The organism is Chelativorans sp. ZYF759, assembly GCF_012911015.1.
In the GTDB taxonomy this organism is placed as follows: domain Bacteria; phylum Pseudomonadota; class Alphaproteobacteria; order Rhizobiales; family Rhizobiaceae; genus ZYF759.
The window spans coordinates 242,046-260,815 of record NZ_WVVV01000006.1 but is presented as its reverse complement, the minus strand read 5'-3'; the positions used below and the strand labels follow the sequence as shown (position 1 = coordinate 260,815).

Sequence of the window (18,770 nt, the reverse complement as noted above, 5' to 3'; positions counted from 1 at the left end):
AATGCCTTCGGCCTTGACGCATAGTTCACGCTGGCCTAGCGCCGGTGCATTCGCCTTCTGCAGGAAAGCCTATGACGGACATTGTCGGCCTCGTCCTGCCGTTCTTCGGGATGATCTTTCTGGGCGCCCTGGTTGCCCGGATAACCCGGCAGCCGCTGGAGGCGCTCGGCTGGATGAACACCTTCGTCATCTATGTCGCGCTGCCGGCTCTTTTTTTCCAGCTGATTGCGCGCACGCCCGTCGATGAGCTGACCGAGTGGTCCTACATTTTCGGGGTCGTCTTCTCCGTCTATGTCGTGTTCACCCTGATGTTCGTCGTCTCGCTGCTGTTTTCGGCCAGCGGGATCGGCGAAAGCACGGTCAAGGGGCTGGCCGCCGCCTATGGCAATATCGGCTATATGGGGCCGGGCTTGGCCCTGCTGACCTTCGGCGAGGCGGCGGCCGTGCCCGTGGCACTGATCTTCTGCTTCGAGAACATCCTGCATTTCGCCGTCGCGCCGCTGATGATGGCCTTGTCTGGCGAGGAGCGGGAATCACGCTGGAAGGTCGCCCTCAAGGTCGTGCGGCAGATCGCCTTCCACCCCTTCATCATCGCCACGGCGGCCGGCGTGCTGGCTGCCTGGCTGCAGTTCCAGCCACCCGTTGCCGTCGATCGTCTGTTGCAATATCTGGCGCAGGCCGCCGCTCCTTGCGCCCTGTTCGCCATGGGCGTGACACTCGCGTTGAGGCCGCTCAAGCGCGTGCCACGCGAACTCGGCCTGATCGCCGCCCTCAAGCTCGTCGTCCATCCGGTGATCTGCTACGTCGTCCTGAGCGCGATCGGAGACTTTCCGGATGTCTGGGTCTACACCGCCGTCATGATGGCGGCGCTGCCGACCGCCACCAACGTCTTTGTCATCGGACAGCAATATGGCGTGTGGGTGGAGCGAGCTTCCGCCTCGATCCTGCTGACAACGATCATTTCCGTCCTCACGCTGACGGCGCTGCTCTACGCCATCACGACCGGCATGCTACCGCCGAACCTGTTCCGGTGAACGGCGCAGGAAGCCCGTCAGGCCGGTGCCGGGACGCATGCCCTCGCGCATGAGGAACGCCCGCAAGGGAGCAATGGCATCCACCACGCCGAGCCCCGCGCTGCGCGCCAGCTGCCAGGGCAGAAGATCCGAAAGGAGCGATCGGTTGAGCAGCGCCACGGTGCCTGAACGGGCCGTCACGTCGGGCCGTCGCCGGCGGTCGTAGGCGGCCAGAGCCGCATCGCACCCCGGATCGGAGGCATATCTGCCGACCACGTCCACCATGGCCTCAATGTCGCGTATGCCCAGGTTGAGCCCTTGCGCGCCGATCGGCGCGAAGACGTGTCCGGCTTCGCCCACCAGCATGATGCGCTTTGCCGCGTAGCGATGAGGCAGCACGGAGGCGAGCGGATAGGCCTGGCGCCCCGGCTCGACGGAGACGCGTCCGAGCATCGAATCCATGCGCTTCTCGATCCGCATCGACAGCGTGTCGTCATCGAGATGCAGAAGCTCGTCGGCCGTCTCGGGCCGCACGACCCAAACCAGGCTTGAACGGTTGCCGGGCAGGGGGACCTGCGTGAACGGCCCGGTTTCGGTGTGAAATTCGGTCGAGATGCCTCCATGCGCTCTGCTATGCGCGAAATTGAGGACTATGGCCGTCTGCGGCAGGTCGCGTCGCCAGGTTCTGATACCCGCGGCCTCGCGCGCGGGAGAGTTCCGCCCATCCGCGGCAACGGCGAGGCTGGCATTGACGAAGCTCTCGTCGTCCAGCCGCGCGGAGATGTGGTCAACACCCGGCATCCATTCGCTCACCAATGTCTCGCGCCGATCAATGAGCGAACGGGCGGAAACGGCGTCTTCGAGAACGGCGTTGAGATGGGCGTTGGGAATGTTGAGCCCGAAATACTCTTCGCCGATCTCGCTGGCCCGGAAAGTCACCGTCGGCGCCCGCACCAGGCGGGAGGTGGCATCGATGATACGCATGGTCTCGAGTGGCGCCGCTTTCGCGGCGAGCGGGGAGGCGAGTCCGAGCCGCTCCAGCAGCATCAGAGAGGGTCCCATCAGGGCGGTCGTCCGCCGGTCGTCGCGGCCGGCCGCGCGCGGACCGACCAGCACCACCGGAACCTGCTGGTCCGCCAGTGCCAGAGCGGCAATGAGGCCGGCCGGACCGGTCCCCGCGACGAGGATGGGAAGGCGGGTCAGCTCGGTCATGGCGCGGTCCTTTCCGCAGGCGGTTCATCGATGCATCGGTGATCTCTCAACTAGGCACCGGGGCGGGATTGATCAACGTGTCGATTTGGCCCATTGCCATTCCATGAGTTCCGACGATGCCCGTTTCGAGTACCTGGACCCTGCCGCCGCGGCGACGGGGCGCATCGGGCTCGCGTCGCGGCCGCTCGTCTACGCGATCGTGGCGCTCGCCGTGGTTCTGTCCTGGGCGGTGCTGATCGTCATGGCCGGCGCCGCCGCGCAGCGCGCGATACCGGAGGAACTCGGCCCTGGTGCAGCCATTCTCCGTGCGCTCCCCGACCTTCCGCTCCCCGCGCTGCTCGAACGGTTCGTGGCGCTCTGCCTTTCGCCTGCGCCTGCGGGCGAGGTGTCGATCCCGATGTTCCTGGCACTATGGACGATGTGGATGCTGATGGCGTTGGCCATGATGCTGCCGGCCGCCGCGCCGATGCTGCGCACCTATTGCGAGATCGCCGACACGGCCAGGGCGCGTGGACTTTCCGTGGTGCATCCGCTGGTCCTGGTCGCGGGCTATGTGGCGATCTGGGCGCTTGCCGCGCTGGGGTTTGCCGCAACCGCCATCGCGGTCCAGGTGGCAGCCGGCAGCGGTTCGCCCGCTTCCCCCCTTCTCGCCCCCGCCGCCGCCCTGGCGCTGGCCATTGCGGGCGCCTATCAGTTCTCGCGCCTCAAGGAGGCCTGCCTCGAGAAGTGCCGCAATCCGTTCGCGACGCTTTTTGCCAACTGGAGCACGCGCACCGGGTCGATCTTCCGTCTCGGCATGCGCCAGGGGCTGTGGTGCCTCGGCTGCTGCTGGGCATTGATGCTCGTCATGTTCGCCGTCGGTCTCATGAACGTGTTCTGGATGGCGCTGATGGCGCTGATCGCCGTTGGCGAACGGCAATTGCCCGGCAGGGCGGTGGGCAAGGTGGCCGGCGCGATACTGCTTGTGTGGGCGGGCGCGCTTCTATTAGTTTCGCTGTGAATCCGAAGGGGGGAGAGATGCGCGAAACCGAATGGGCATTGAAGGGGGAACTGGTGCTGTCGTGCAACTGCACCGTCTTTTGCCCCTGTGTCCTGTCGCTGGGGCAGCACCCGCCGACCGAGGGATACTGCCAGACCTGGGCCGGCTTCCGCATCGATGCCGGTCACTACGGCGATGTCGATCTGTCGGGCCTCAATCTGGGACTGGTGATGGAAATCCCGGGCTATATGAGCCGCGGGAACTGGACGGCCGGGCTCTTTCTGGACAAGCGGGCTTCCATCTATGCCGAGAAGGCGATCGGCAGGATATTTTCCGGTAAGGCCGGTGGCTCGACGGGACTTCTGTCCATCCTGGTCGGCAACTTCCTCGGGATCGAGCGTCAGCCCATCACCTACGAGGTCGAAGACAAGACCCGCATCTTCCAGATCCCGAAGATCATCGACGGCGCGGTGACGCCCATCCGCGGCAAGGATCGCGACGAAGACACGATCATCAAGAATTCGGAATATTGGATCGCGCCGGAGATCATCGTGGCGAAATCGGACAAGAGCCGGATGCGGGCCTTCGGCCGCAACTGGAATTTCGCCGGCCGCTCGGCCGAGATATGCAAGCTGGACTGGCGCGGCCCGTGAACAAGAACATCATCGGGCGAAAACTCGTCGAACGCTTTCCCGGGCTGAACAAGAAGGTGACCTGGCCGCAGACGCGGGCCTTCTCGGTTCACCTTCTCACGGCCTCCGGCTCGTTTCTGGCCTTCCTGTCGCTGGTGGCGGCGGCCGAACAGCAATGGACCGCCATGTTCCTGTGGCTGGGCCTGGCACTGTTCGTGGATGGCGTGGACGGGCCGATCGCCCGCAAGCTGCAGGTCAAGGAAGTCCTGCCGCGGTGGTCCGGCGAATTGCTGGACAACATCATTGACTACGTCACCTATGTACTGATCCCGGCCTTCGCGCTCTATCAGAGCGGCTTCATGGGTGCTGGGCTCTCATTCCTGTCCGCGGCCATCATCGTGGTGTCCAGCGCGATCTATTACGCCGACACCGGCATGAAGACCAAAGAGAATTTCTTCAAGGGCTTCCCCGTCGTTTGGAACATGGTCGTCTTCACCCTTTTCGTGACCCAGCCCGGCGAGTGGGTGGCCTTCGCGGTCGTCCTGGTCTGCGCCGTGCTGACATTCGCACCGGTGAACTTCCTTCATCCGGTGCGCGTCAAGCGTCTGCGCGCGGTCAATCTTGCCGTCTTTTTCGTCTGGTGCGGGCTTTCCATCGTTGCATTGCTGCAAGGGCTTCAATCGGGGTGGCTGGTGCAGGCGGGTATCGCGCTGACGGGGATCTATCTGTTTTGTATCGGCGCCGTCATGCAGTGGCGTCCGGATCTGGGACGCAAGGAGTAGGTTATGGCCAAGGCGATACGCATCCATGAATGCGGTGGCACCGAGAAGATGGTGTTCGAAGATGTCGAGGTCGGAGCGCCCGGACCCGGCGAGGCGCGCGTCCGCCATACGGCGATCGGCCTCAATTTCATCGACGTCTATTTCCGCACCGGCCTCTACCCGTCGCCCTCCGGCCTACCCCTGACCCTTGGCAACGAGGCTGCCGGCGTCGTCGAGGAGCTGGGGGAGAGGGTCGACTGGCTGAAGGTCGGCGACCGCGTCGCCTATAACGGCCCCATCGGATCCTACTGCACCGAGCGCGTCCTGCCTGCAGACCGGCTGGTGCGCATCCCCGACGGCGTCAGCGACGAGCAGGCGGCGGCGATGATGCTGAAGGGAATGACGGCGGAATACCTCCTGCGCCGCACCTATCCCGTCCAGAAGGGCGATATGGTGCTCAATCACGCCGCTGCCGGCGGTGTCGGGCTGATTCTCGGCCAGTGGGCCAATCATCTGGGCGCCACCGTGATCGGCACGGCTGGTTCCGCCGAAAAGGTCGAACTGGCCAGGGCGCATGGCTACCACCACGTCATCGATTATTCGAAAGCGGATTTTGTGGCCGAGGTCGATCGCATTACCGAAGGCCGCAAATGCGACGTCGTCTATGACGCGGTAGGCAAGGACACGTTTCCGGCCTCGCTCGACTGTCTGAAGCCGCGCGGCATGTTCGTGTCCTTCGGCAACGCGTCAGGGCCGGTGCCGCCGTTCCCCATGACGCTCCTGTCCCAGAAGGGCTCCCTTTATGCGACTCGACCGACGCTGTTCAGCTACGTCGCCACGCGCGAGGAGTTGGAGGAATCGGCCAACGCCCTCTTTGACGTGGTCGCGAGCGGCGTCGTCGAGATCCGCGTCAACCAGCGTTACGCGCTGGCCGATGCCGCCAAGGCCCATGCCGACTTGGAAGGCCGGAAGACGACCGGTGCGACTGTGCTCATTCCCTGAGCAGAATTGTCCCGGTGACCGCCATTTGGGCTGCAGAACTGTGGGCGGCCCATCCTGGCTATTGACTTGAACTTTGGTCGCATTCGAATCGAGGGATTGGCGCGCTGAGTCGCGCCGCTCTTGAGGGGAAGGGCATTTGACATGACCGAACAGACCTACCGCCCAAGCGGACAAGCCTCCGGGCTGGACGCCTATTTCAAGCTCACCGAAAGCGGCACGACCGTGCGTACTGAGGTGATCGCCGGCATCACGACGTTCCTGACGATGGCCTACATCGTCTTCGTCAACCCGGCCATCCTCTCGGAAGCAGGCATGCCGTTCGGCCCTGTTTTCGTGGCGACCTGCGTGGCGGCCATCATCGGCACGCTCATCATGGGCCTCTACGCCAACTATCCGATCGCGCTCGCGCCCGGCATGGGTCTCAACGCCTTCTTCGCGTTCACCGTCGTCATCACCTATGGCTATACGTGGCAGGAGGCGCTGGCCTGCGTCTTCTTCTCGGGGGTGCTCTTCATCATTCTCAGTGTCTTGCCGATACGTGAATACATCATCAACTCAATCCCGAAGACGCTGAAGCTGGCGATCTCGGCCGGCATCGGCTTCTTTCTGGGCATCATCGCCCTGTCGAATGCCGGCGTGGTGGTCGCCCATCCCGCAACGCTCGTGACGTCGGGCGATTTCCTGGCGCCGGGCGTTATCCTGGCGCTCCTGGGTTTCGCGCTGATCGCCGCGCTGAACTTCCGCAATGTGCCGGGCGCCACGATCATCGGCATTCTGGTCGTCGCCGTCATCGGCATTCCCTTCGGTGTGGCGGAATTTGGTGGCATCGTCTCCCTGCCGCCCAACCCGTCCGAGACGTTCCTGGCGCTCGATTTCGGCCGCGTGCTGGAAGGCACTTTCTGGATCGTCGTGCTCTCGATGCTCTTCGTCGATCTGTTCGACACCGCCGGCACGCTGGTCGGTGTCGCCCACCGCGGCGGACTTCTCGATAAGGACGGCAAGCTGCCACGCATGAACAAGGCCTTGCTGGCCGATTCGACCGCGACCACCGTCGGCGCGCTGGTGGGAACGTCCAACACGACGTCCTACGTCGAAAGCGCGGCGGGCGTTGCCGCGGGCGGCCGCACGGGCCTTGCGGCAGTCGTCACCGCGGCGTGTTTCGGGCTTGCGCTGTTCTTCTCGCCGCTCGCAGGTTCGATCCCGGCCTACGCGACGGCCGCCGCGTTGTTCTACGTGGCAGTCGTCATGGCCCGCGGCCTTGCGGAAATCGACTGGGACGACCTGACCGAGGCGGCACCGGCGGTCGCGATCGCGATCACCATGCCGCTGACCTATTCGATCGCCACCGGTATCGGCATCGGCTTCATCACCTATGTGCTGGTGAAGGCGATTGCAGGTCGGGTTTCCGAACTCACGCCGGCGGTCTGGGCGCTCGCCGTGGTCTTCGCGGTCATGCTCGCCATCGTCTAGAGCGCGCTGCGACTGAAAGGAACTTGAGGCTCCTGACAGACTGCTGTCAGGGGCCTTTTGTTATCAGCATCGCAGCACAACCCTGAAAGGAAATGTCGATGCTGAAGCTCTACCATGCGCCATGGTCACGCGGATCGGGAATGCTCTGGCTCCTGGAGGAGCTGGGTGTCGAATACGAACTGGTGGAAATCGATATTCGTGCCGAAGGCGGCGTTCCGGAGACCTATCGTGCAATCCAACCCAACAAGAAGGTGCCGGCAATCGCGCTTGACGGAACCATCGTCACCGAGCGTGCGGCCATCACGATCTTCCTCGCCGACCGTTTTCCCGAAGCAGGACTGGCACCTGCGGTCTCGGATGCCGATCGCGGCGCCTATCTCACCATGCTGGTCTACAACGATGCGGTGCTGGATCCGTGCATCTCCGCGAGGGCCCATGGCCTCGAATACGCCAGCAACGATTATTCCTTCGGCCTGTTCGAGGACATGGTCACCTATCTGGAGCGCGTGCTCGGCGAACGGCCCTACGCCGCCGGCGACCGATTCACTGCCGCTGATATCCAACTGGGGAGCAGCATCGGCTACACGATGAGGCAGCTCAAGGCACTGCCCGAAAAGCCTGTCTTCATCGACTATCTGGATCGGGTACTCGAGCGGCCCGCCAACAAGCGCGCGGAAGCCAGGGACACCGAACTCGCGATGAAGACGCCGTTCTTCCAGGCGATGTTCGCCGACAGCCAGGCTGATCAGGCCGCGATGCCCGACAGGTCGTAGGCATCCGAACTCTCGATCTTGACCGTCACGACGTCGCCGACCCTCAAGGGTCGGCGAGAGGTGATGCGGACGGTGCCGTCGATCTCGGGCGCGTCGTATTTGGTGCGACCCGTCGCCTGGGTGCCGTTGGCCGTGTCGATGATGACGGGGAGGCGCTTGCCCACCTTCTTCTTCATCTGTCTGGCCGAGATTGCCTGCTGCCGTTCCATGAATCGGCGCCAGCGGGCTTCCTTGATCTCTTCGGGGACAGCCGGCAGGCCGAGGCCTTCGGACCGCGCGCCCTTGACCGGTTCGTACTTGAAGCAGCCGGCACGATCGATCCTTGCCTCGTCCAGCCAGTCGAGGAGAATCTGGAAATCCTCCTCCGTCTCGCCCGGATACCCGACGATGAAGGTCGAGCGCAGCGCGATGTCGGGACAGATCTCGCGCCAGCGCGCGATCCGGTCGAGCGTCTTCTCGGCATGGGCCGGACGCCGCATCGTCTTCAGGACGTTGGGTGCGGCATGCTGGAAGGGAATGTCCAGATAGGGCAGCACCTTGCCTTCGGCCATCAGCGGGATGACCTCGTCGACATGCGGGTAGGGGTAGACGTAGTGCAGTCTTACCCAGGCACCGAGTTCGCCCAGTTCGCGCGACAGGTCGAGGAACCGCGTTCTCACCTCGCGCTCCTGCCACTGGCTGGGCGCGTATTTGACGTCGACGCCGTAGGCGCTCGTATCCTGCGAGATGACGAGCAGTTCCTTGACGCCCGCGGCAACCAGCTTTTCGGCCTCGCGCAGGACATCACCCACCGGCCGTGAGGCGAGGTCGCCGCGCAGCGCCGGAATGATGCAGAAGGAACAGCGATTGTTGCAGCCTTCGGAGATTTTCAGGTAGGCGTAGTGGCGCGGCGTCAGTTTCACACCCTGGGGCGGAATGAGGTCGAGAAAAGGCTCGTGCGCCGGTGGAACGGCCTCGTGCACCGCTTCCATCACGCTTTCATAGGCCTGTGGCCCGGTGATCGCCAGAACGCCGGGATGGCGTTGCCGGATCACGTCGGGCTCTGCACCGAGGCAGCCGGTCACGATGACCTTGCCGTTTTCGTTGAGCGCCGAGCCGATTGCCTCCAGCGACTCGTCGCGCGCGGAATCGAGAAAGCCGCAGGTATTCACCAGTACAACGTCGGCGCCGTCATGCTTGCGGGCGATTTCGTAGCCCTCGGCGCGCAGGCGCGTGATGATGCGCTCGGAATCCACCAGTGCCTTGGGGCAGCCGAGGCTGACGAAGCTGATCCTTGGTGCCGACATGATTATTGTCTTCCTGAAGCGCGGACATCGTGGAGGTGCCGGGGCCCATATCACGAAAGGCCGCCGCGCGTTAAGGCCAAAGCGGATCGCGGCACGGCTTTTGCATGGCAATCGTCGGGCAGCCTGTGGCCGCACCTGAAGCAGTTGAAGGCGAACTGTGCGACACTTCATTTAACTGATTAAGAATATTCGCTTTTTTCAGGCAAGCTTCGCGGGTGACAAAAGCGTGATGCGAGCAGCCTTTGTGCTTGTGCCGCATTCTTCACCCGAATATATAGGCGCCGGGCGTTGAGCTAGTGGGGTGAGTCGAATGACCGATTTCATTGATGCCGATTATGTCCCCTCGGAGGACGAGCCCTTCATGAACGAGCGGCAGAAGGCGTATTTCCGCGCCAAGCTCGTTTCTTGGAAGAGCGATATCCTGCGCGAAGCGCGCGAGACGCTTGAGATCCTTCAGCAGGAAAATGCCAATCATCCCGATTTTGCCGATCGCGCCTCGTCCGAGACCGATCGTGCCATCGAGTTGAGGGCACGCGATCGGCAGCGCAAACTGATTTCCAAGATCGACTCCGCCCTGCAGCGGATCGAGGAAGGGACTTACGGTTACTGCGAAGAGACAGGCGAGCCGATTTCGCTGAAGCGTCTCGATGCCCGACCGATCGCAACCTTGTCGATCGAGGCCCAAGAGCGTCACGAACGACGCGAAAAGGTCTACCGGGACGATTGAAACAGGCGGCCCCCCGGGCCGCTTTTTTTATTGGGACAAGCGGCTCATGCCTTCTCGGCAGTGGGCTACGCCAATTCGATGATCCGGCCCTCATGAGGTGCCAGCGGATCATCGTCGCCATGTTTGGCGCTTGGCGCCGTTGACAGGAGCGACCGTCCGGTGACGGGCAGGGGCTGCGTCTCTGCCGAGAAATTGAGGGCCACGGCGATGCGACGTCCCTCATGGCTCCGCTCATAGCAGAAGACATGGTCATCGAGGTGCAGTGTTCGGTAGTCGCCGAGCGACAGGGCATGTTCCTTGCGCCGCAGCGCAAGCATGGTCCGCCACAATGACAGCATCGAGCCCTCGTCGCAGTATTGAACGTCGACTCGCATCTGTGGTCGCTGATCGATCGGCAGCCAGGGCTCGCCTGTGGTGAAACCGGCGCCCGGACCGCCCGTCCACGCAATGGGCGTGCGAACCGGATCGCGGCCAAGTCCCTTGCCCGGCACGTTTTTCTCCCACGGGTCGACAACTCGGTCGGTGGGAATGGCGACGTCCTCCATCCCGAGTTCCTCGCCCTGATAGATGGTGGGCGTGCCGCGCAGGGTCAGCAGCAGCATCGCCGCGAGCCGCGCCTGCTCGGGCCCGACCCGTGAGGCGGACCGCGAGCGGTCGTGATTGCTCATCACCCAGTTCGGCCAGGCGCCGTCCGGCAGGGCTGCCTCGTAGGTCTCGACGACCCCCGCGATGTTCCGCGGACGCCACTCGGCGCCGATCAGCAGGAAGTTGAACGGAAGATGGAAGCAGTCGAGCTTGGGACCGTAATAGCGCACAAGTTGCTCGACCGTCCCATAGGCCTCGCCGATCAGCAGTTTTTCCGGCTCGTAGCTCTGGGCCACGCGGCGCATCTCTGCCACATATTCGAACACCTCCGGCCGGTGCTGGGTGTGAATGCCGAGCAGGCTGCGCGCGGGTCCCATCGTATCGATCCAGTCGGGATTGGGCGGATTATCGCGAAGTTCGGCGTCCGGCACGAGATTTTCGATCGCATCGACGCGGAAGCCGTCGACGCCGCGATCGAACCAGAAGCGCATGGCGCCCAGAACGGCGTCTCGCACCGCGGGGTTGCGCCAGTTGAGCGACGGCTGCTCGGTCAGGAAAATGTGCAGATAATACTGGCCTGTGGTCTCGTCGAAGGTCCATGCGGGACCGCCGAACTCGCTGAGCCAGTTGTTGGGCGGCGAGCCATCGGGCGCCGGATCCTTCCAGACATACCAATCGCGTTTGGCATTGTTGCGCGACGCCCGGCTTTCCAGGAACCATGGATGGCGCTCGGATGTGTGGCTTGGGACCAGGTCGAGAAGCACCTTGAGACCGCGTGCATGCGCGGCAGCCAGGGTGCGATCGAAGGCCTGGAGATCGCCGAAGAGCGGATCGACGTCGCAATAATCGGATACGTCATAGCCGAAATCGGCCATCGGAGAGGGATAGAAGGGAGAAATCCAGATCGCGTCGGCCCCGAGCCCGGCCACATGGTCGAGTCGTGATTCGATCCCTGCCAGGTCGCCCACGCCGTCACCGTTCGAATCCTGGAAGGATCGCGGGTATATCTGGTAGACGACGCCCGTTTTCCACCAGTCTTTGCCCAGCGTCGCCATTGCTCTTCCCCGGCGGCCCTTAGCGTCGCTCGCCCGACAATTCGCCGAGAAGCCGGTCCATTTCGTCGTCGAGATCGGGATCCCCGCGGGTGGCGTCCGGCCCAGGCGTGGGGCTGCGCCGCTCGTCCTCCTCCAGCGTCAGCTCCAGTTCCTCAAGCAGCGCGTCGTCGAGGTCGGCGTCGTCGCGGCTGCGCGTTGAGGCGATTGCAGGGCCCGCGCTGGCTGTGCCGGAAACGGTGTCTCGAGAGGTGCCGCCCTCGGCGCGAACGGGCTCGGGAATCGCCGCCATCTCTGGCGCAGCGGAAGGGCGCGTCGGCGCCGGCTGGACGGTCGGCTGGGCGGAGGGCTGCTCGAATCGCGGCTCGCTCGGGACCGGCCTCGAAACAGCGAGAGGAGCGGCCGCTGCACGCGGAGCTGCGGCCACCGGCGGCACGACGGATTCGGCGGCTGGGGCAACTGTCGGCGCGGTGGAGGTGGGCCTGGAAGGGTGGGAGGGTCGCGTGGGCGCGGCCTGAGGGTTCCGAGTCGGCGCCGCAACGGCACGCGCATCATCGCTTGTGCGTGCTGCGGGAGCAGGACGGTCGGGAGCCGCGCTGGGAACTTCACGGATCGCCGCGGCGCCAGACTCTCCGCGCGAAGCTTCATCATTAGCGCCGATATCGCGCTCGATGACCAGATCGCTCGCGCCGCCAATCAGAATCAGGTGCTCCACATCGTCGCGGCGCACCAGCACCAACCGTCGCTGATTGTCGATCGCCGTCGCATCCATCACGGCAAGACGCGCCCGGCGGTTTCGTCCGCCTGCGATGAAGGTGCCGGCAGTGAGACTTCGGAAAAGCTTGACCGCGATCAGGATCACGACAAGCGCCAGGAGCGCCAGGGCCGTCCACATCAATGCCGGCGCGTAGGCCGGACCGGCCATGCTCTCGAACCACTCAGTCATGACCCCGATACTCCTGTCGCAAAATGCTTGAACTCGAAACAGACGCAAATCTAGAGCAAAGGTTCCCGCAATGAAACACGATGGTTTGCGTGAGTGGGGCAGTGCGCGCCTGTCCGCCTCGTGCCGGCGCATGGTGGGAGACGTCAAGGTTTGACTTGCGTCCGGTTCGGCCCTGCGCTAACCGTCGCCGCGTTGCAACATGACGCATCGCCGTGAGCCGGCCCGGGCGAATCTGTCGCGGTTTTCCCAACCCGGTAAGGCGATTATATCAAAGGCCGTAACCGGCCGATGGATCAGCTATGGCGAGCGAACTTCTTCAGGACTATCTGCCCATCGTGATTTTCATCGCGGTCGCAGCGGTGATCGGTATCGCGCTCATCGCGGCCCCGTTCCTCGTCGCCTACCGCAATCCCGATCCGGAGAAATTGTCCGCCTATGAATGCGGCTTCAATGCGTTTGACGATGCGCGCATGAAGTTCGACATCCGCTTCTACCTGGTTGCCATCCTCTTCATCATCTTCGACCTGGAGGTCGCGTTCCTCTTCCCCTGGGCGGTCTCGTTCGCCGAGATCGGCTGGATGGGTTTCTGGTCTATGATGGTGTTTCTGACCGTGCTGACGATCGGCTTCATCTACGAATGGAAAAAGGGAGCGCTGGAATGGGATTGAGCAATCGCTCGGAAACCCTTGTCGCCCAGCAGCCCAAGGGAATCATCGATCCGAATACCGGTCGTCCGGTGGGCGAGAACGATGCGTTTTACGGCGACATCAATGCCGAATTGTCCGACAAGGGCTTTCTGGTCACGTCGTCCGAGGCACTGATCACCTGGGCGCGCACCGGCTCGTTGATGTGGATGACCTTCGGTCTGGCCTGCTGCGCGGTCGAGATGATGCATACCTCGATGCCCCGCTACGACGGCGAGCGGTTCGGCTTCGCGCCGCGCGCCTCTCCGCGCCAGTCCGACGTGATGATCGTGGCCGGCACGCTGACCAACAAGATGGCGCCGGCACTCCGCAAGGTCTACGACCAGATGCCGGAGCCGCGCTATGTCATTTCGATGGGCTCCTGCGCCAATGGCGGTGGCTACTATCACTATTCCTATTCCGTGGTGCGCGGTTGCGACCGCGTCGTGCCGGTCGACATCTACGTGCCGGGCTGTCCGCCGACGGCCGAAGCGCTGCTCTACGGCGTTCTTCTCCTGCAAAAGAAGATCCGCCGCACCGGCACGATCGAGCGCTAGGAGATGGGCATGAACATTGAAGCGCTCAAGGACCTTGCCGCCTATGTGACGGAGCGGCTGGATGCCCAGATCCAGGACGTGCAGATCGCCTTTGGCGACCTGACGCTGATCGTGGAGCCGGGCGACATCGTCGACGTGCTTACCTTCCTGAAGGATGACGTGCAGTGCCGCTTCATCTCCTTCATCGACATCTGCGGCGTTGACTATCCGATGCGCGAGAAGCGCTTCGAGGTGGTCTATCACCTGATGTCGCCGCATCAGAACCAGCGCATCCGCGTCAAGCTGTCGACCGATGAGGACACGCCGGTCCCTTCCGCGACCTCGGTGTTCCCGGGTGCCGACTGGTTCGAACGCGAGGCCTATGACCTCTACGGCATCCTCTTCACGGGGCATCCGGAACTGCGCCGCATCCTCACCGATTACGGGTTCGAGGGTCATCCGCTGCGCAAGGATTTTCCGCTGACCGGCTTCGTCGAGGTCCGCTACGACGACGAGCTGAAGCGGGTCGTGTACGAACCGGTGGAGCTGAAGCAGGAGTTCCGCGACTTCGATTTTCTCTCTCCCTGGGAGGGCACGGACTACGTTCTGCCGGGCGACGAGAAGGCGAAGCAGTGAGTGGAGCGATGACGGGCGATGGTTCGATTTCTGTTCCTGGCCGCTCTTCTGGCGATCGCGGTCGCGGCCGTGGCCTACGTCGCCACCTGGATGGCGGGCAGGCCTTTCGTCAGCGACGCCGTCGGCAGGGTTCTCGTGGCGCTTGTGATTGCCGGCGTGGCGCTGTTGCTGTTCGGCGGCGGGTGGCTATGGAATTGACAGGCGCGTCAGGCGCATTGGGTAGGGCATATGGCCGAGCTTAACGTCCGCAACTTCAACATCAATTTCGGTCCGCAGCATCCGGCCGCGCACGGCGTGCTGCGCCTCGTGCTGGAACTGGACGGCGAGGTGGTCGAACGCGTTGATCCGCATATCGGCCTCCTGCATCGCGGGACCGAAAAGCTCATCGAGCACAAGACCTACCTGCAGGCCGTGCCTTATTTCGACCGGCTCGATTATGTCGCGCCGATGAATCAGGAGCACGCCTTCGCGCTGGCGGTGGAACGGCTGATGGGCATCGAGGTGCCGATTCGCGGGCAGGTCATCCGGGTGCTCTACTCGGAGATCGGCCGCGTTCTCAATCACCTTCTCAACATCACCACGCAGGCGCTGGACGTCGGCGCGCTCACCCCGCCTTTGTGGGGTTTCGAGGAGCGCGAGAAGCTGATGGTGTTCTACGAGCGGGCATCCGGCGCGCGCATGCATGCGGCCTATTTCCGCCCCGGCGGCGTACACCAGGACATTCCCGACAGGCTGGTCGAGGACATCGGCAAGTGGATCGATCCCTTTCTCAAGACGCTCGATGATCTCGACAACCTTCTGACCCACAACCGCATCTTCAAGCAGCGCAATGTCGACATCGGCGTCGTCACGCTGGACGATGCCTGGGCCTGGGGTTTCTCGGGCGTGATGGTGCGCGGCTCTGGCGCTGCCTGGGATCTGCGCAAGTCGCAGCCCTACGAGTGTTATGACCAGATGGAGTTCGACATCCCCATCGGCAAGAATGGCGACTGCTACGACCGCTATCTCATCCGGATGGAAGAGATGCGCCAGTCGGCGAAGATCATCCGCCAATGCGTGGATCGTCTGCTGGGCGCCCAGAAGACCGGGCCCGTTTCCGCGATCGACGGCAAGGTCGTCCCGCCCAAGCGCGCCGCCATGAAGCGCTCGATGGAAGCGCTGATCCATCATTTCAAGCTCTACACCGAGGGCTATCGCGTGCCCGAGGGCGAGGTTTATGCGGCGGTAGAGGCGCCCAAGGGCGAATTCGGCGTCTATCTCGTGTCGGACGGCACCAACAAGCCCTATCGCTGCAAGCTGCGTGCACCGGGCTTTGCCCATCTGCAGGCCATGGATTTCATCAGTCGCGGCCATTTGCTGGCCGACGTCGCCGCGATCCTCGGATCGCTCGATATCGTTTTTGGAGAGGTCGATCGCTAGATGAGTGTCCGCCGTCTCGCAGACGCCAGTGTCCAGCCCGAAGGCTTCGCGTTCAATCGTGCCAACGCCGCCTGGGCCAAGCAGGCAATCAAGAAATACCCGCAGGGGCGCGAGCATTCCGCCGTGATTCCGCTGCTCATGCGCGCGCAGGAGCAGGAAGGATGGGTCACCAAGTCGGCCATCGAGCATGTCGCCGACATGATAGGCATGCCCTATATTCGTGCATTGGAAGTGGCGACATTCTACACCCAGTTCCAGTTGGCGCCCGTCGGCACCCGCGCTCATATCCAGGTCTGCGGCACCACGCCGTGCATGTTGCGCGGGTCGGAGGAACTGATCGACCTTTGCAAGAAGAAAATCCATCCGGAGCCCTTCCACACGAACGGATCCGGGACGCTGTCCTGGGAAGAGGTCGAGTGCCAGGGTGCCTGCGTGAACGCGCCCATGGTGATGATCTTCAAGGACGCCTATGAGGATCTGACGCCGGAACGGCTGGACGAGATCATCGACGCGTTCGAGGCTGGCAAGGGCGATTCCGTCAAGCCGGGTCCCCAGATCGACAGGGTCTATTCCGCGCCGGCCACCGGCTTGACGAGCCTCACGGACGAAGCAATCGTCACCGGCAAGCACCACGCCAGCGAGCGCGTAGCCGCGGCGCCGCAGAAGGAAGGCACCTCCATGCCGCCTTCGCGGGCGGCGAAGCCGAAGACATTCGCGATGGAGACGGCACCCGGCGTGAAGTCGCCATCGCCCGAGAAGGCGTCCCGGAACGGCGAGAAGGCGGCCAGCGTATCGGCGCCGGCCGACGATGAAGCCGCAGCAGATCTGACCGAACCCACGGTTGAGGGCGAGGCCAGGCCGCGCAAGCATCCCGACGGCAAGGCGGGCGCTTCGGCGGCACCGAAGGGCAAGTCCGGCAAGAAAGACAAAGGCGGAGCCGCGTGATGCTTGAGGACAAGGACCGCATCTTCACCAACATCTACGGCCAGTTCGACCGTTCTCTGGCCGGCGCGATGCGCCGCGGCCACTGGGATGGCACCAAGGGGATGATCGAGAAAGGCCGCGACTGGATCATTCAGGAGATGAAGGATTCGGGCCTGCGCGGCCGTGGCGGCGCGGGCTTCCCCACCGGCCTCAAATGGTCCTTCATGCCCAAGGAAGTGGGCGAGCGGCCGCATTATCTGGTCGTCAATGCCGACGAATCGGAGCCTGGCACCTGCAAGGACCGCGAGATCATGCGTCACGACCCGCATACGCTGGTCGAGGGCTGCCTGATCGCCGGTTTCGCGATGAACGCGCACACCGCCTACATCTATGTGCGCGGCGAGTTTATTCGTGAGCGCGAGGCGCTGCAGGCCGCGATCGATGAATGCTACGATGCCGGGTTGCTGGGCAAGAACAACAAGAATGGCTGGGATTTCGACGTCTTCGTCCACCATGGTGCCGGCGCCTATATCTGCGGCGAGGAAACCGCGCTGCTTGAGAGCCTGGAGGGCAAGAAGGGTCAGCCGCGCCTGAAGCCGCCATTCCCGGCCAATGTCGGCCTTTATGGCTGCCCGACGACCGTCAACAACGTGGAATCGATCGCCGTCGCGCCGACCATTCTGCGCCGCGGCGCGGGCTGGTTTTCTTCCTTCGGGAGGCCCAACAATGTCGGCACCAAGCTGTTCTGCATCTCGGGGCATGTGAACACCCCCTGCACGGTGGAGGAGGCGATGTCGATTTCCTTCCGCGAGCTGATCGAACGTCATTGCGGCGGGGTCCGCGGCGGCTGGGACAATCTTCTTGCAGTCATTCCGGGCGGGTCGTCGGTGCCGCTCGTTCCAGCGCACGAGATCATCGACGCACCAATGGACTTCGACGCGCTTCGCGACCTCAAGTCGGGCCTTGGCACGGCAGCCGTGATCGTGATGGACAAGTCGACCGACATCGTTAAGGCGATCGCGCGGCTTTCCTATTTCTACAAGCATGAGAGCTGCGGCCAGTGCACGCCCTGCCGCGAAGGTACCGGCTGGATGTGGCGCGTGATGGAGCGTCTGGTGCGCGGAGAGGCGCAGAAGCGCGAGATCGACATGCTGCTCGAGGTCACCAAGCAGGTGGAGGGCCACACGATCTGCGCGCTTGGCGATGCCGCGGCCTGGCCGATCCAGGGCCTGATCCGGCATTTCCGACCGGAGATCGAGCGTCGCATCGACGAGTTCACGCGCAATTCGCACCGGGCCGAGCCGGCGCTGGTTGCCGCCGAATAGAAGAAGCGCCAAGGAAACGAAGGGGAGGGGCAGGAACCGACCAGCACAGGAGCATCTGATGCCGAAATCGACCATGCCCAGGACCAGAATGAAAGACACCAGCGCGATCGACGAGATGGCGAGAGCTTACGAGGCCATGCTGCCGAAGGAATTCGGCGGCGCGTTGAACCTGTTCATCCATCCGATGGCGGGCGCGGCGGCCATGTCGGCGATCGGCTTCGGTGTCGCCAGCCACGCCTTCGGCTTGTGGATGGGCACGGTCGCGGGAGTTGCCGAGGCTTCTCGCCAGATTCTTGAGCCCGCCTCCGAGAGCGACAGGCCGGCTGCCGCGCCCAAGGCCGCCGGCGGCAAGCCGCGCCTCGAACTCGTCGCGTCTGACGGGGTCAGCAGTCAGGCCGACAAGATGATGCGCAATGCGGCGGTTGAAGCCGAACGTGCGAGCGCCGAGAATGCCGCCAGCGCGCGCAAGATCGCCGAAGACGCCACGCGCAAGGCGGCCGCCACGGCCAGGAAATCGGCAAAGGCTGCCGCGAAGCCAGAGGCGACTGCCAAGGCTTCCGGCCCCTCCAGGCCCAGGGCCCTGGCAAAGCCGGATGCCGTCGATGACCTGAAAGCAATTTCTGGCGTCGGCCCGAAGCTGGAGCAGGTGCTCAACAAGCTCGGCATATGGACTTATGCCCAGATCGCCGAACTGGCCGAGGGCGAGATCGCCTGGCTCGACGAGGAACTGGGTTTTGCCGGCCGCATCGGGCGGGACGACTGGACAGGCCAGGCACGCAAGCTGGCAAGCGCAGAATAATCCGGCTGTT

General features: G+C 63.7%; 19 protein-coding genes and 1 pseudogene. 16 read left to right on the top strand and 4 right to left on the bottom strand.

Translation table 11 applies throughout. The features are described 5' to 3' along the window. Positions 1-71 precede the first annotated feature (71 nt). Positions 72-1,034: an AEC family transporter gene (locus GRZ55_RS12445; protein ID WP_169287247.1), complete on the top strand. Its 963-nt coding sequence runs from the start codon at positions 72-74 to the stop codon at positions 1,032-1,034. Here GRZ55_RS12445 and GRZ55_RS12440 read toward each other — a convergent pair. Then, on the bottom strand, positions 1,011-2,225 hold the full coding sequence (locus GRZ55_RS12440; RefSeq protein ID WP_169287246.1) for a UbiH/UbiF family hydroxylase: 1,215 nt from the start codon (positions 2,223-2,225) through the stop codon (positions 1,011-1,013). The genes GRZ55_RS12445 and GRZ55_RS12440 overlap by 24 nt on opposite strands. Positions 2,226-2,328: 103 nt before the next feature. Here GRZ55_RS12440 and GRZ55_RS12435 point away from each other — a divergent pair, with 103 nt between their 5' ends. From GRZ55_RS12435 to GRZ55_RS12410, 6 genes are all read left to right on the top strand, one after another. Continuing rightward, a complete protein-coding gene (locus tag GRZ55_RS12435; RefSeq protein WP_169287245.1) occupies positions 2,329-3,225 on the top strand; it encodes a DUF2182 domain-containing protein in 897 nt (298 codons plus the stop codon). A 17-nt stretch (positions 3,226-3,242) separates the two neighbouring features. Next, the gene (locus GRZ55_RS12430) at positions 3,243-3,857 is read left to right on the top strand and encodes a DUF1326 domain-containing protein (RefSeq protein WP_169287244.1); all 615 of its coding nucleotides are present in this window, start codon (positions 3,243-3,245) and stop codon (positions 3,855-3,857) included. After that, a complete protein-coding gene (gene pcsA, locus GRZ55_RS12425) occupies positions 3,854-4,618 on the top strand; it encodes a phosphatidylcholine synthase (protein ID WP_368856612.1) in 765 nt (254 codons plus the stop codon). Before GRZ55_RS12430 ends, pcsA begins: the two co-directional genes overlap by 4 nt. A 3-nt stretch (positions 4,619-4,621) precedes the next feature. Further along, a complete protein-coding gene (locus GRZ55_RS12420; protein WP_169287242.1) occupies positions 4,622-5,599 on the top strand; it encodes a quinone oxidoreductase in 978 nt (325 codons plus the stop codon). 141 nt (positions 5,600-5,740) lie between these two features. Further along, positions 5,741-7,069: an NCS2 family permease gene (locus GRZ55_RS12415; protein ID WP_169287241.1), complete on the top strand. Its 1,329-nt coding sequence runs from the start codon at positions 5,741-5,743 to the stop codon at positions 7,067-7,069. A gap of 98 nt (positions 7,070-7,167) precedes the next feature. Next, positions 7,168-7,842, top strand: a complete 675-nt coding sequence (locus GRZ55_RS12410) for a glutathione S-transferase family protein (RefSeq protein ID WP_169287240.1) — start codon at positions 7,168-7,170, stop codon at positions 7,840-7,842. On the opposite strand, the gene rimO is transcribed toward GRZ55_RS12410, so the two are convergent. Next, a complete protein-coding gene (gene rimO / locus GRZ55_RS12405; RefSeq protein WP_169287239.1) occupies positions 7,815-9,128 on the bottom strand; it encodes a 30S ribosomal protein S12 methylthiotransferase RimO in 1,314 nt (437 codons plus the stop codon). The two genes, GRZ55_RS12410 and rimO, sit on opposite strands and share 28 nt — an antisense overlap. Positions 9,129-9,438: 310 nt before the next feature. Here rimO and dksA point away from each other — a divergent pair, with 310 nt between their 5' ends. Next, the gene (dksA, locus tag GRZ55_RS12400) at positions 9,439-9,855 is read left to right on the top strand and encodes an RNA polymerase-binding protein DksA (RefSeq protein ID WP_169287238.1); all 417 of its coding nucleotides are present in this window, start codon (positions 9,439-9,441) and stop codon (positions 9,853-9,855) included. 65 nt (positions 9,856-9,920) lie between these two features. On the opposite strand, the gene GRZ55_RS12395 is transcribed toward dksA, so the two are convergent. Both GRZ55_RS12395 and GRZ55_RS12390 read right to left on the bottom strand, forming a co-directional pair. Further along, positions 9,921-11,495, bottom strand: coding sequence for an alpha-amylase family glycosyl hydrolase (locus tag GRZ55_RS12395; protein ID WP_169287237.1), 1,575 nt, complete (start codon positions 11,493-11,495; stop codon positions 9,921-9,923). 19 nt (positions 11,496-11,514) lie between these two features. After that, positions 11,515-12,438, bottom strand: a complete 924-nt coding sequence (locus GRZ55_RS12390; RefSeq protein WP_169287236.1) for a flagellar biosynthetic protein FliO — start codon at positions 12,436-12,438, stop codon at positions 11,515-11,517. A gap of 299 nt (positions 12,439-12,737) precedes the next feature. Between GRZ55_RS12390 and GRZ55_RS12385 the strand changes: the two genes are divergently transcribed. The 8 genes and pseudogenes from GRZ55_RS12385 (at position 12,738) to GRZ55_RS12350 (ending at position 18,760) form a co-directional block, all read left to right on the top strand. Beyond that, positions 12,738-13,106, top strand: a complete 369-nt coding sequence (locus GRZ55_RS12385; protein ID WP_169287235.1) for an NADH-quinone oxidoreductase subunit A — start codon at positions 12,738-12,740, stop codon at positions 13,104-13,106. Further along, positions 13,097-13,678 (top strand): NADH-quinone oxidoreductase subunit B family protein, encoded by a 582-nt coding sequence (locus tag GRZ55_RS12380; RefSeq protein ID WP_169287234.1) that lies wholly within the window; start codon positions 13,097-13,099, stop codon positions 13,676-13,678. Before GRZ55_RS12385 ends, GRZ55_RS12380 begins: the two co-directional genes overlap by 10 nt. Before the next feature lie 9 nt (positions 13,679-13,687). Continuing rightward, entirely contained in the window at positions 13,688-14,293 is a 606-nt protein-coding gene (locus GRZ55_RS12375; protein ID WP_169287233.1) for an NADH-quinone oxidoreductase subunit C, read from the top strand. A gap of 18 nt (positions 14,294-14,311) precedes the next feature. Then, the gene (locus GRZ55_RS12370; protein ID WP_169287232.1) at positions 14,312-14,491 is read left to right on the top strand and encodes a hypothetical protein; all 180 of its coding nucleotides are present in this window, start codon (positions 14,312-14,314) and stop codon (positions 14,489-14,491) included. 30 nt (positions 14,492-14,521) lie between these two features. Continuing rightward, positions 14,522-15,712, top strand: coding sequence for an NADH-quinone oxidoreductase subunit D (locus tag GRZ55_RS12365; protein WP_169287231.1), 1,191 nt, complete (start codon positions 14,522-14,524; stop codon positions 15,710-15,712). Further along, a pseudogene (gene nuoE / locus GRZ55_RS12360) lies at positions 15,713-16,513 on the top strand (NADH-quinone oxidoreductase subunit NuoE); the annotation flags it as partial. It abuts the gene before it with no gap. Between the two features lie 143 nt (positions 16,514-16,656). Further along, the gene (gene nuoF, locus GRZ55_RS12355) at positions 16,657-17,961 is read left to right on the top strand and encodes an NADH-quinone oxidoreductase subunit NuoF (protein WP_169287229.1); all 1,305 of its coding nucleotides are present in this window, start codon (positions 16,657-16,659) and stop codon (positions 17,959-17,961) included. 88 nt (positions 17,962-18,049) lie between these two features. Further along, a complete protein-coding gene (locus GRZ55_RS12350) occupies positions 18,050-18,760 on the top strand; it encodes an NADH-ubiquinone dehydrogenase (RefSeq protein WP_169287228.1) in 711 nt (236 codons plus the stop codon). The last annotated feature ends 10 nt before the right edge of the window (positions 18,761-18,770 follow it).

What these genes read in the sequence shown, in the direction of transcription:
- GRZ55_RS12445 (WP_169287247.1), top strand. Translation starts at nt 72, where the DNA reads ATGACGGACATTGTCGGCCTCGTCCTGCCGTTCTTCGGGATGATCTTT.
- GRZ55_RS12440 (WP_169287246.1), bottom strand. Translation starts at nt 2,225, where the DNA reads ATGACCGAGCTGACCCGCCTTCCCATCCTCGTCGCGGGGACCGGTCCG.
- GRZ55_RS12435 (WP_169287245.1), top strand. Translation starts at nt 2,329, where the DNA reads ATGAGTTCCGACGATGCCCGTTTCGAGTACCTGGACCCTGCCGCCGCG.
- GRZ55_RS12430 (WP_169287244.1), top strand. Translation starts at nt 3,243, where the DNA reads ATGCGCGAAACCGAATGGGCATTGAAGGGGGAACTGGTGCTGTCGTGC.
- GRZ55_RS12420 (WP_169287242.1), top strand. Translation starts at nt 4,622, where the DNA reads ATGGCCAAGGCGATACGCATCCATGAATGCGGTGGCACCGAGAAGATG.
- GRZ55_RS12415 (WP_169287241.1), top strand. Translation starts at nt 5,741, where the DNA reads ATGACCGAACAGACCTACCGCCCAAGCGGACAAGCCTCCGGGCTGGAC.
- GRZ55_RS12410 (WP_169287240.1), top strand. Translation starts at nt 7,168, where the DNA reads ATGCTGAAGCTCTACCATGCGCCATGGTCACGCGGATCGGGAATGCTC.
- rimO (WP_169287239.1), bottom strand. Translation starts at nt 9,128, where the DNA reads ATGTCGGCACCAAGGATCAGCTTCGTCAGCCTCGGCTGCCCCAAGGCA.
- dksA (WP_169287238.1), top strand. Translation starts at nt 9,439, where the DNA reads ATGACCGATTTCATTGATGCCGATTATGTCCCCTCGGAGGACGAGCCC.
- GRZ55_RS12395 (WP_169287237.1), bottom strand. Translation starts at nt 11,495, where the DNA reads ATGGCGACGCTGGGCAAAGACTGGTGGAAAACGGGCGTCGTCTACCAG.
- GRZ55_RS12390 (WP_169287236.1), bottom strand. Translation starts at nt 12,438, where the DNA reads ATGACTGAGTGGTTCGAGAGCATGGCCGGTCCGGCCTACGCGCCGGCA.
- GRZ55_RS12385 (WP_169287235.1), top strand. Translation starts at nt 12,738, where the DNA reads ATGGCGAGCGAACTTCTTCAGGACTATCTGCCCATCGTGATTTTCATC.
- GRZ55_RS12380 (WP_169287234.1), top strand. Translation starts at nt 13,097, where the DNA reads ATGGGATTGAGCAATCGCTCGGAAACCCTTGTCGCCCAGCAGCCCAAG.
- GRZ55_RS12375 (WP_169287233.1), top strand. Translation starts at nt 13,688, where the DNA reads ATGAACATTGAAGCGCTCAAGGACCTTGCCGCCTATGTGACGGAGCGG.
- GRZ55_RS12370 (WP_169287232.1), top strand. Translation starts at nt 14,312, where the DNA reads ATGGTTCGATTTCTGTTCCTGGCCGCTCTTCTGGCGATCGCGGTCGCG.
- GRZ55_RS12365 (WP_169287231.1), top strand. Translation starts at nt 14,522, where the DNA reads ATGGCCGAGCTTAACGTCCGCAACTTCAACATCAATTTCGGTCCGCAG.
- nuoF (WP_169287229.1), top strand. Translation starts at nt 16,657, where the DNA reads ATGCTTGAGGACAAGGACCGCATCTTCACCAACATCTACGGCCAGTTC.
- GRZ55_RS12350 (WP_169287228.1), top strand. Translation starts at nt 18,050, where the DNA reads ATGAAAGACACCAGCGCGATCGACGAGATGGCGAGAGCTTACGAGGCC.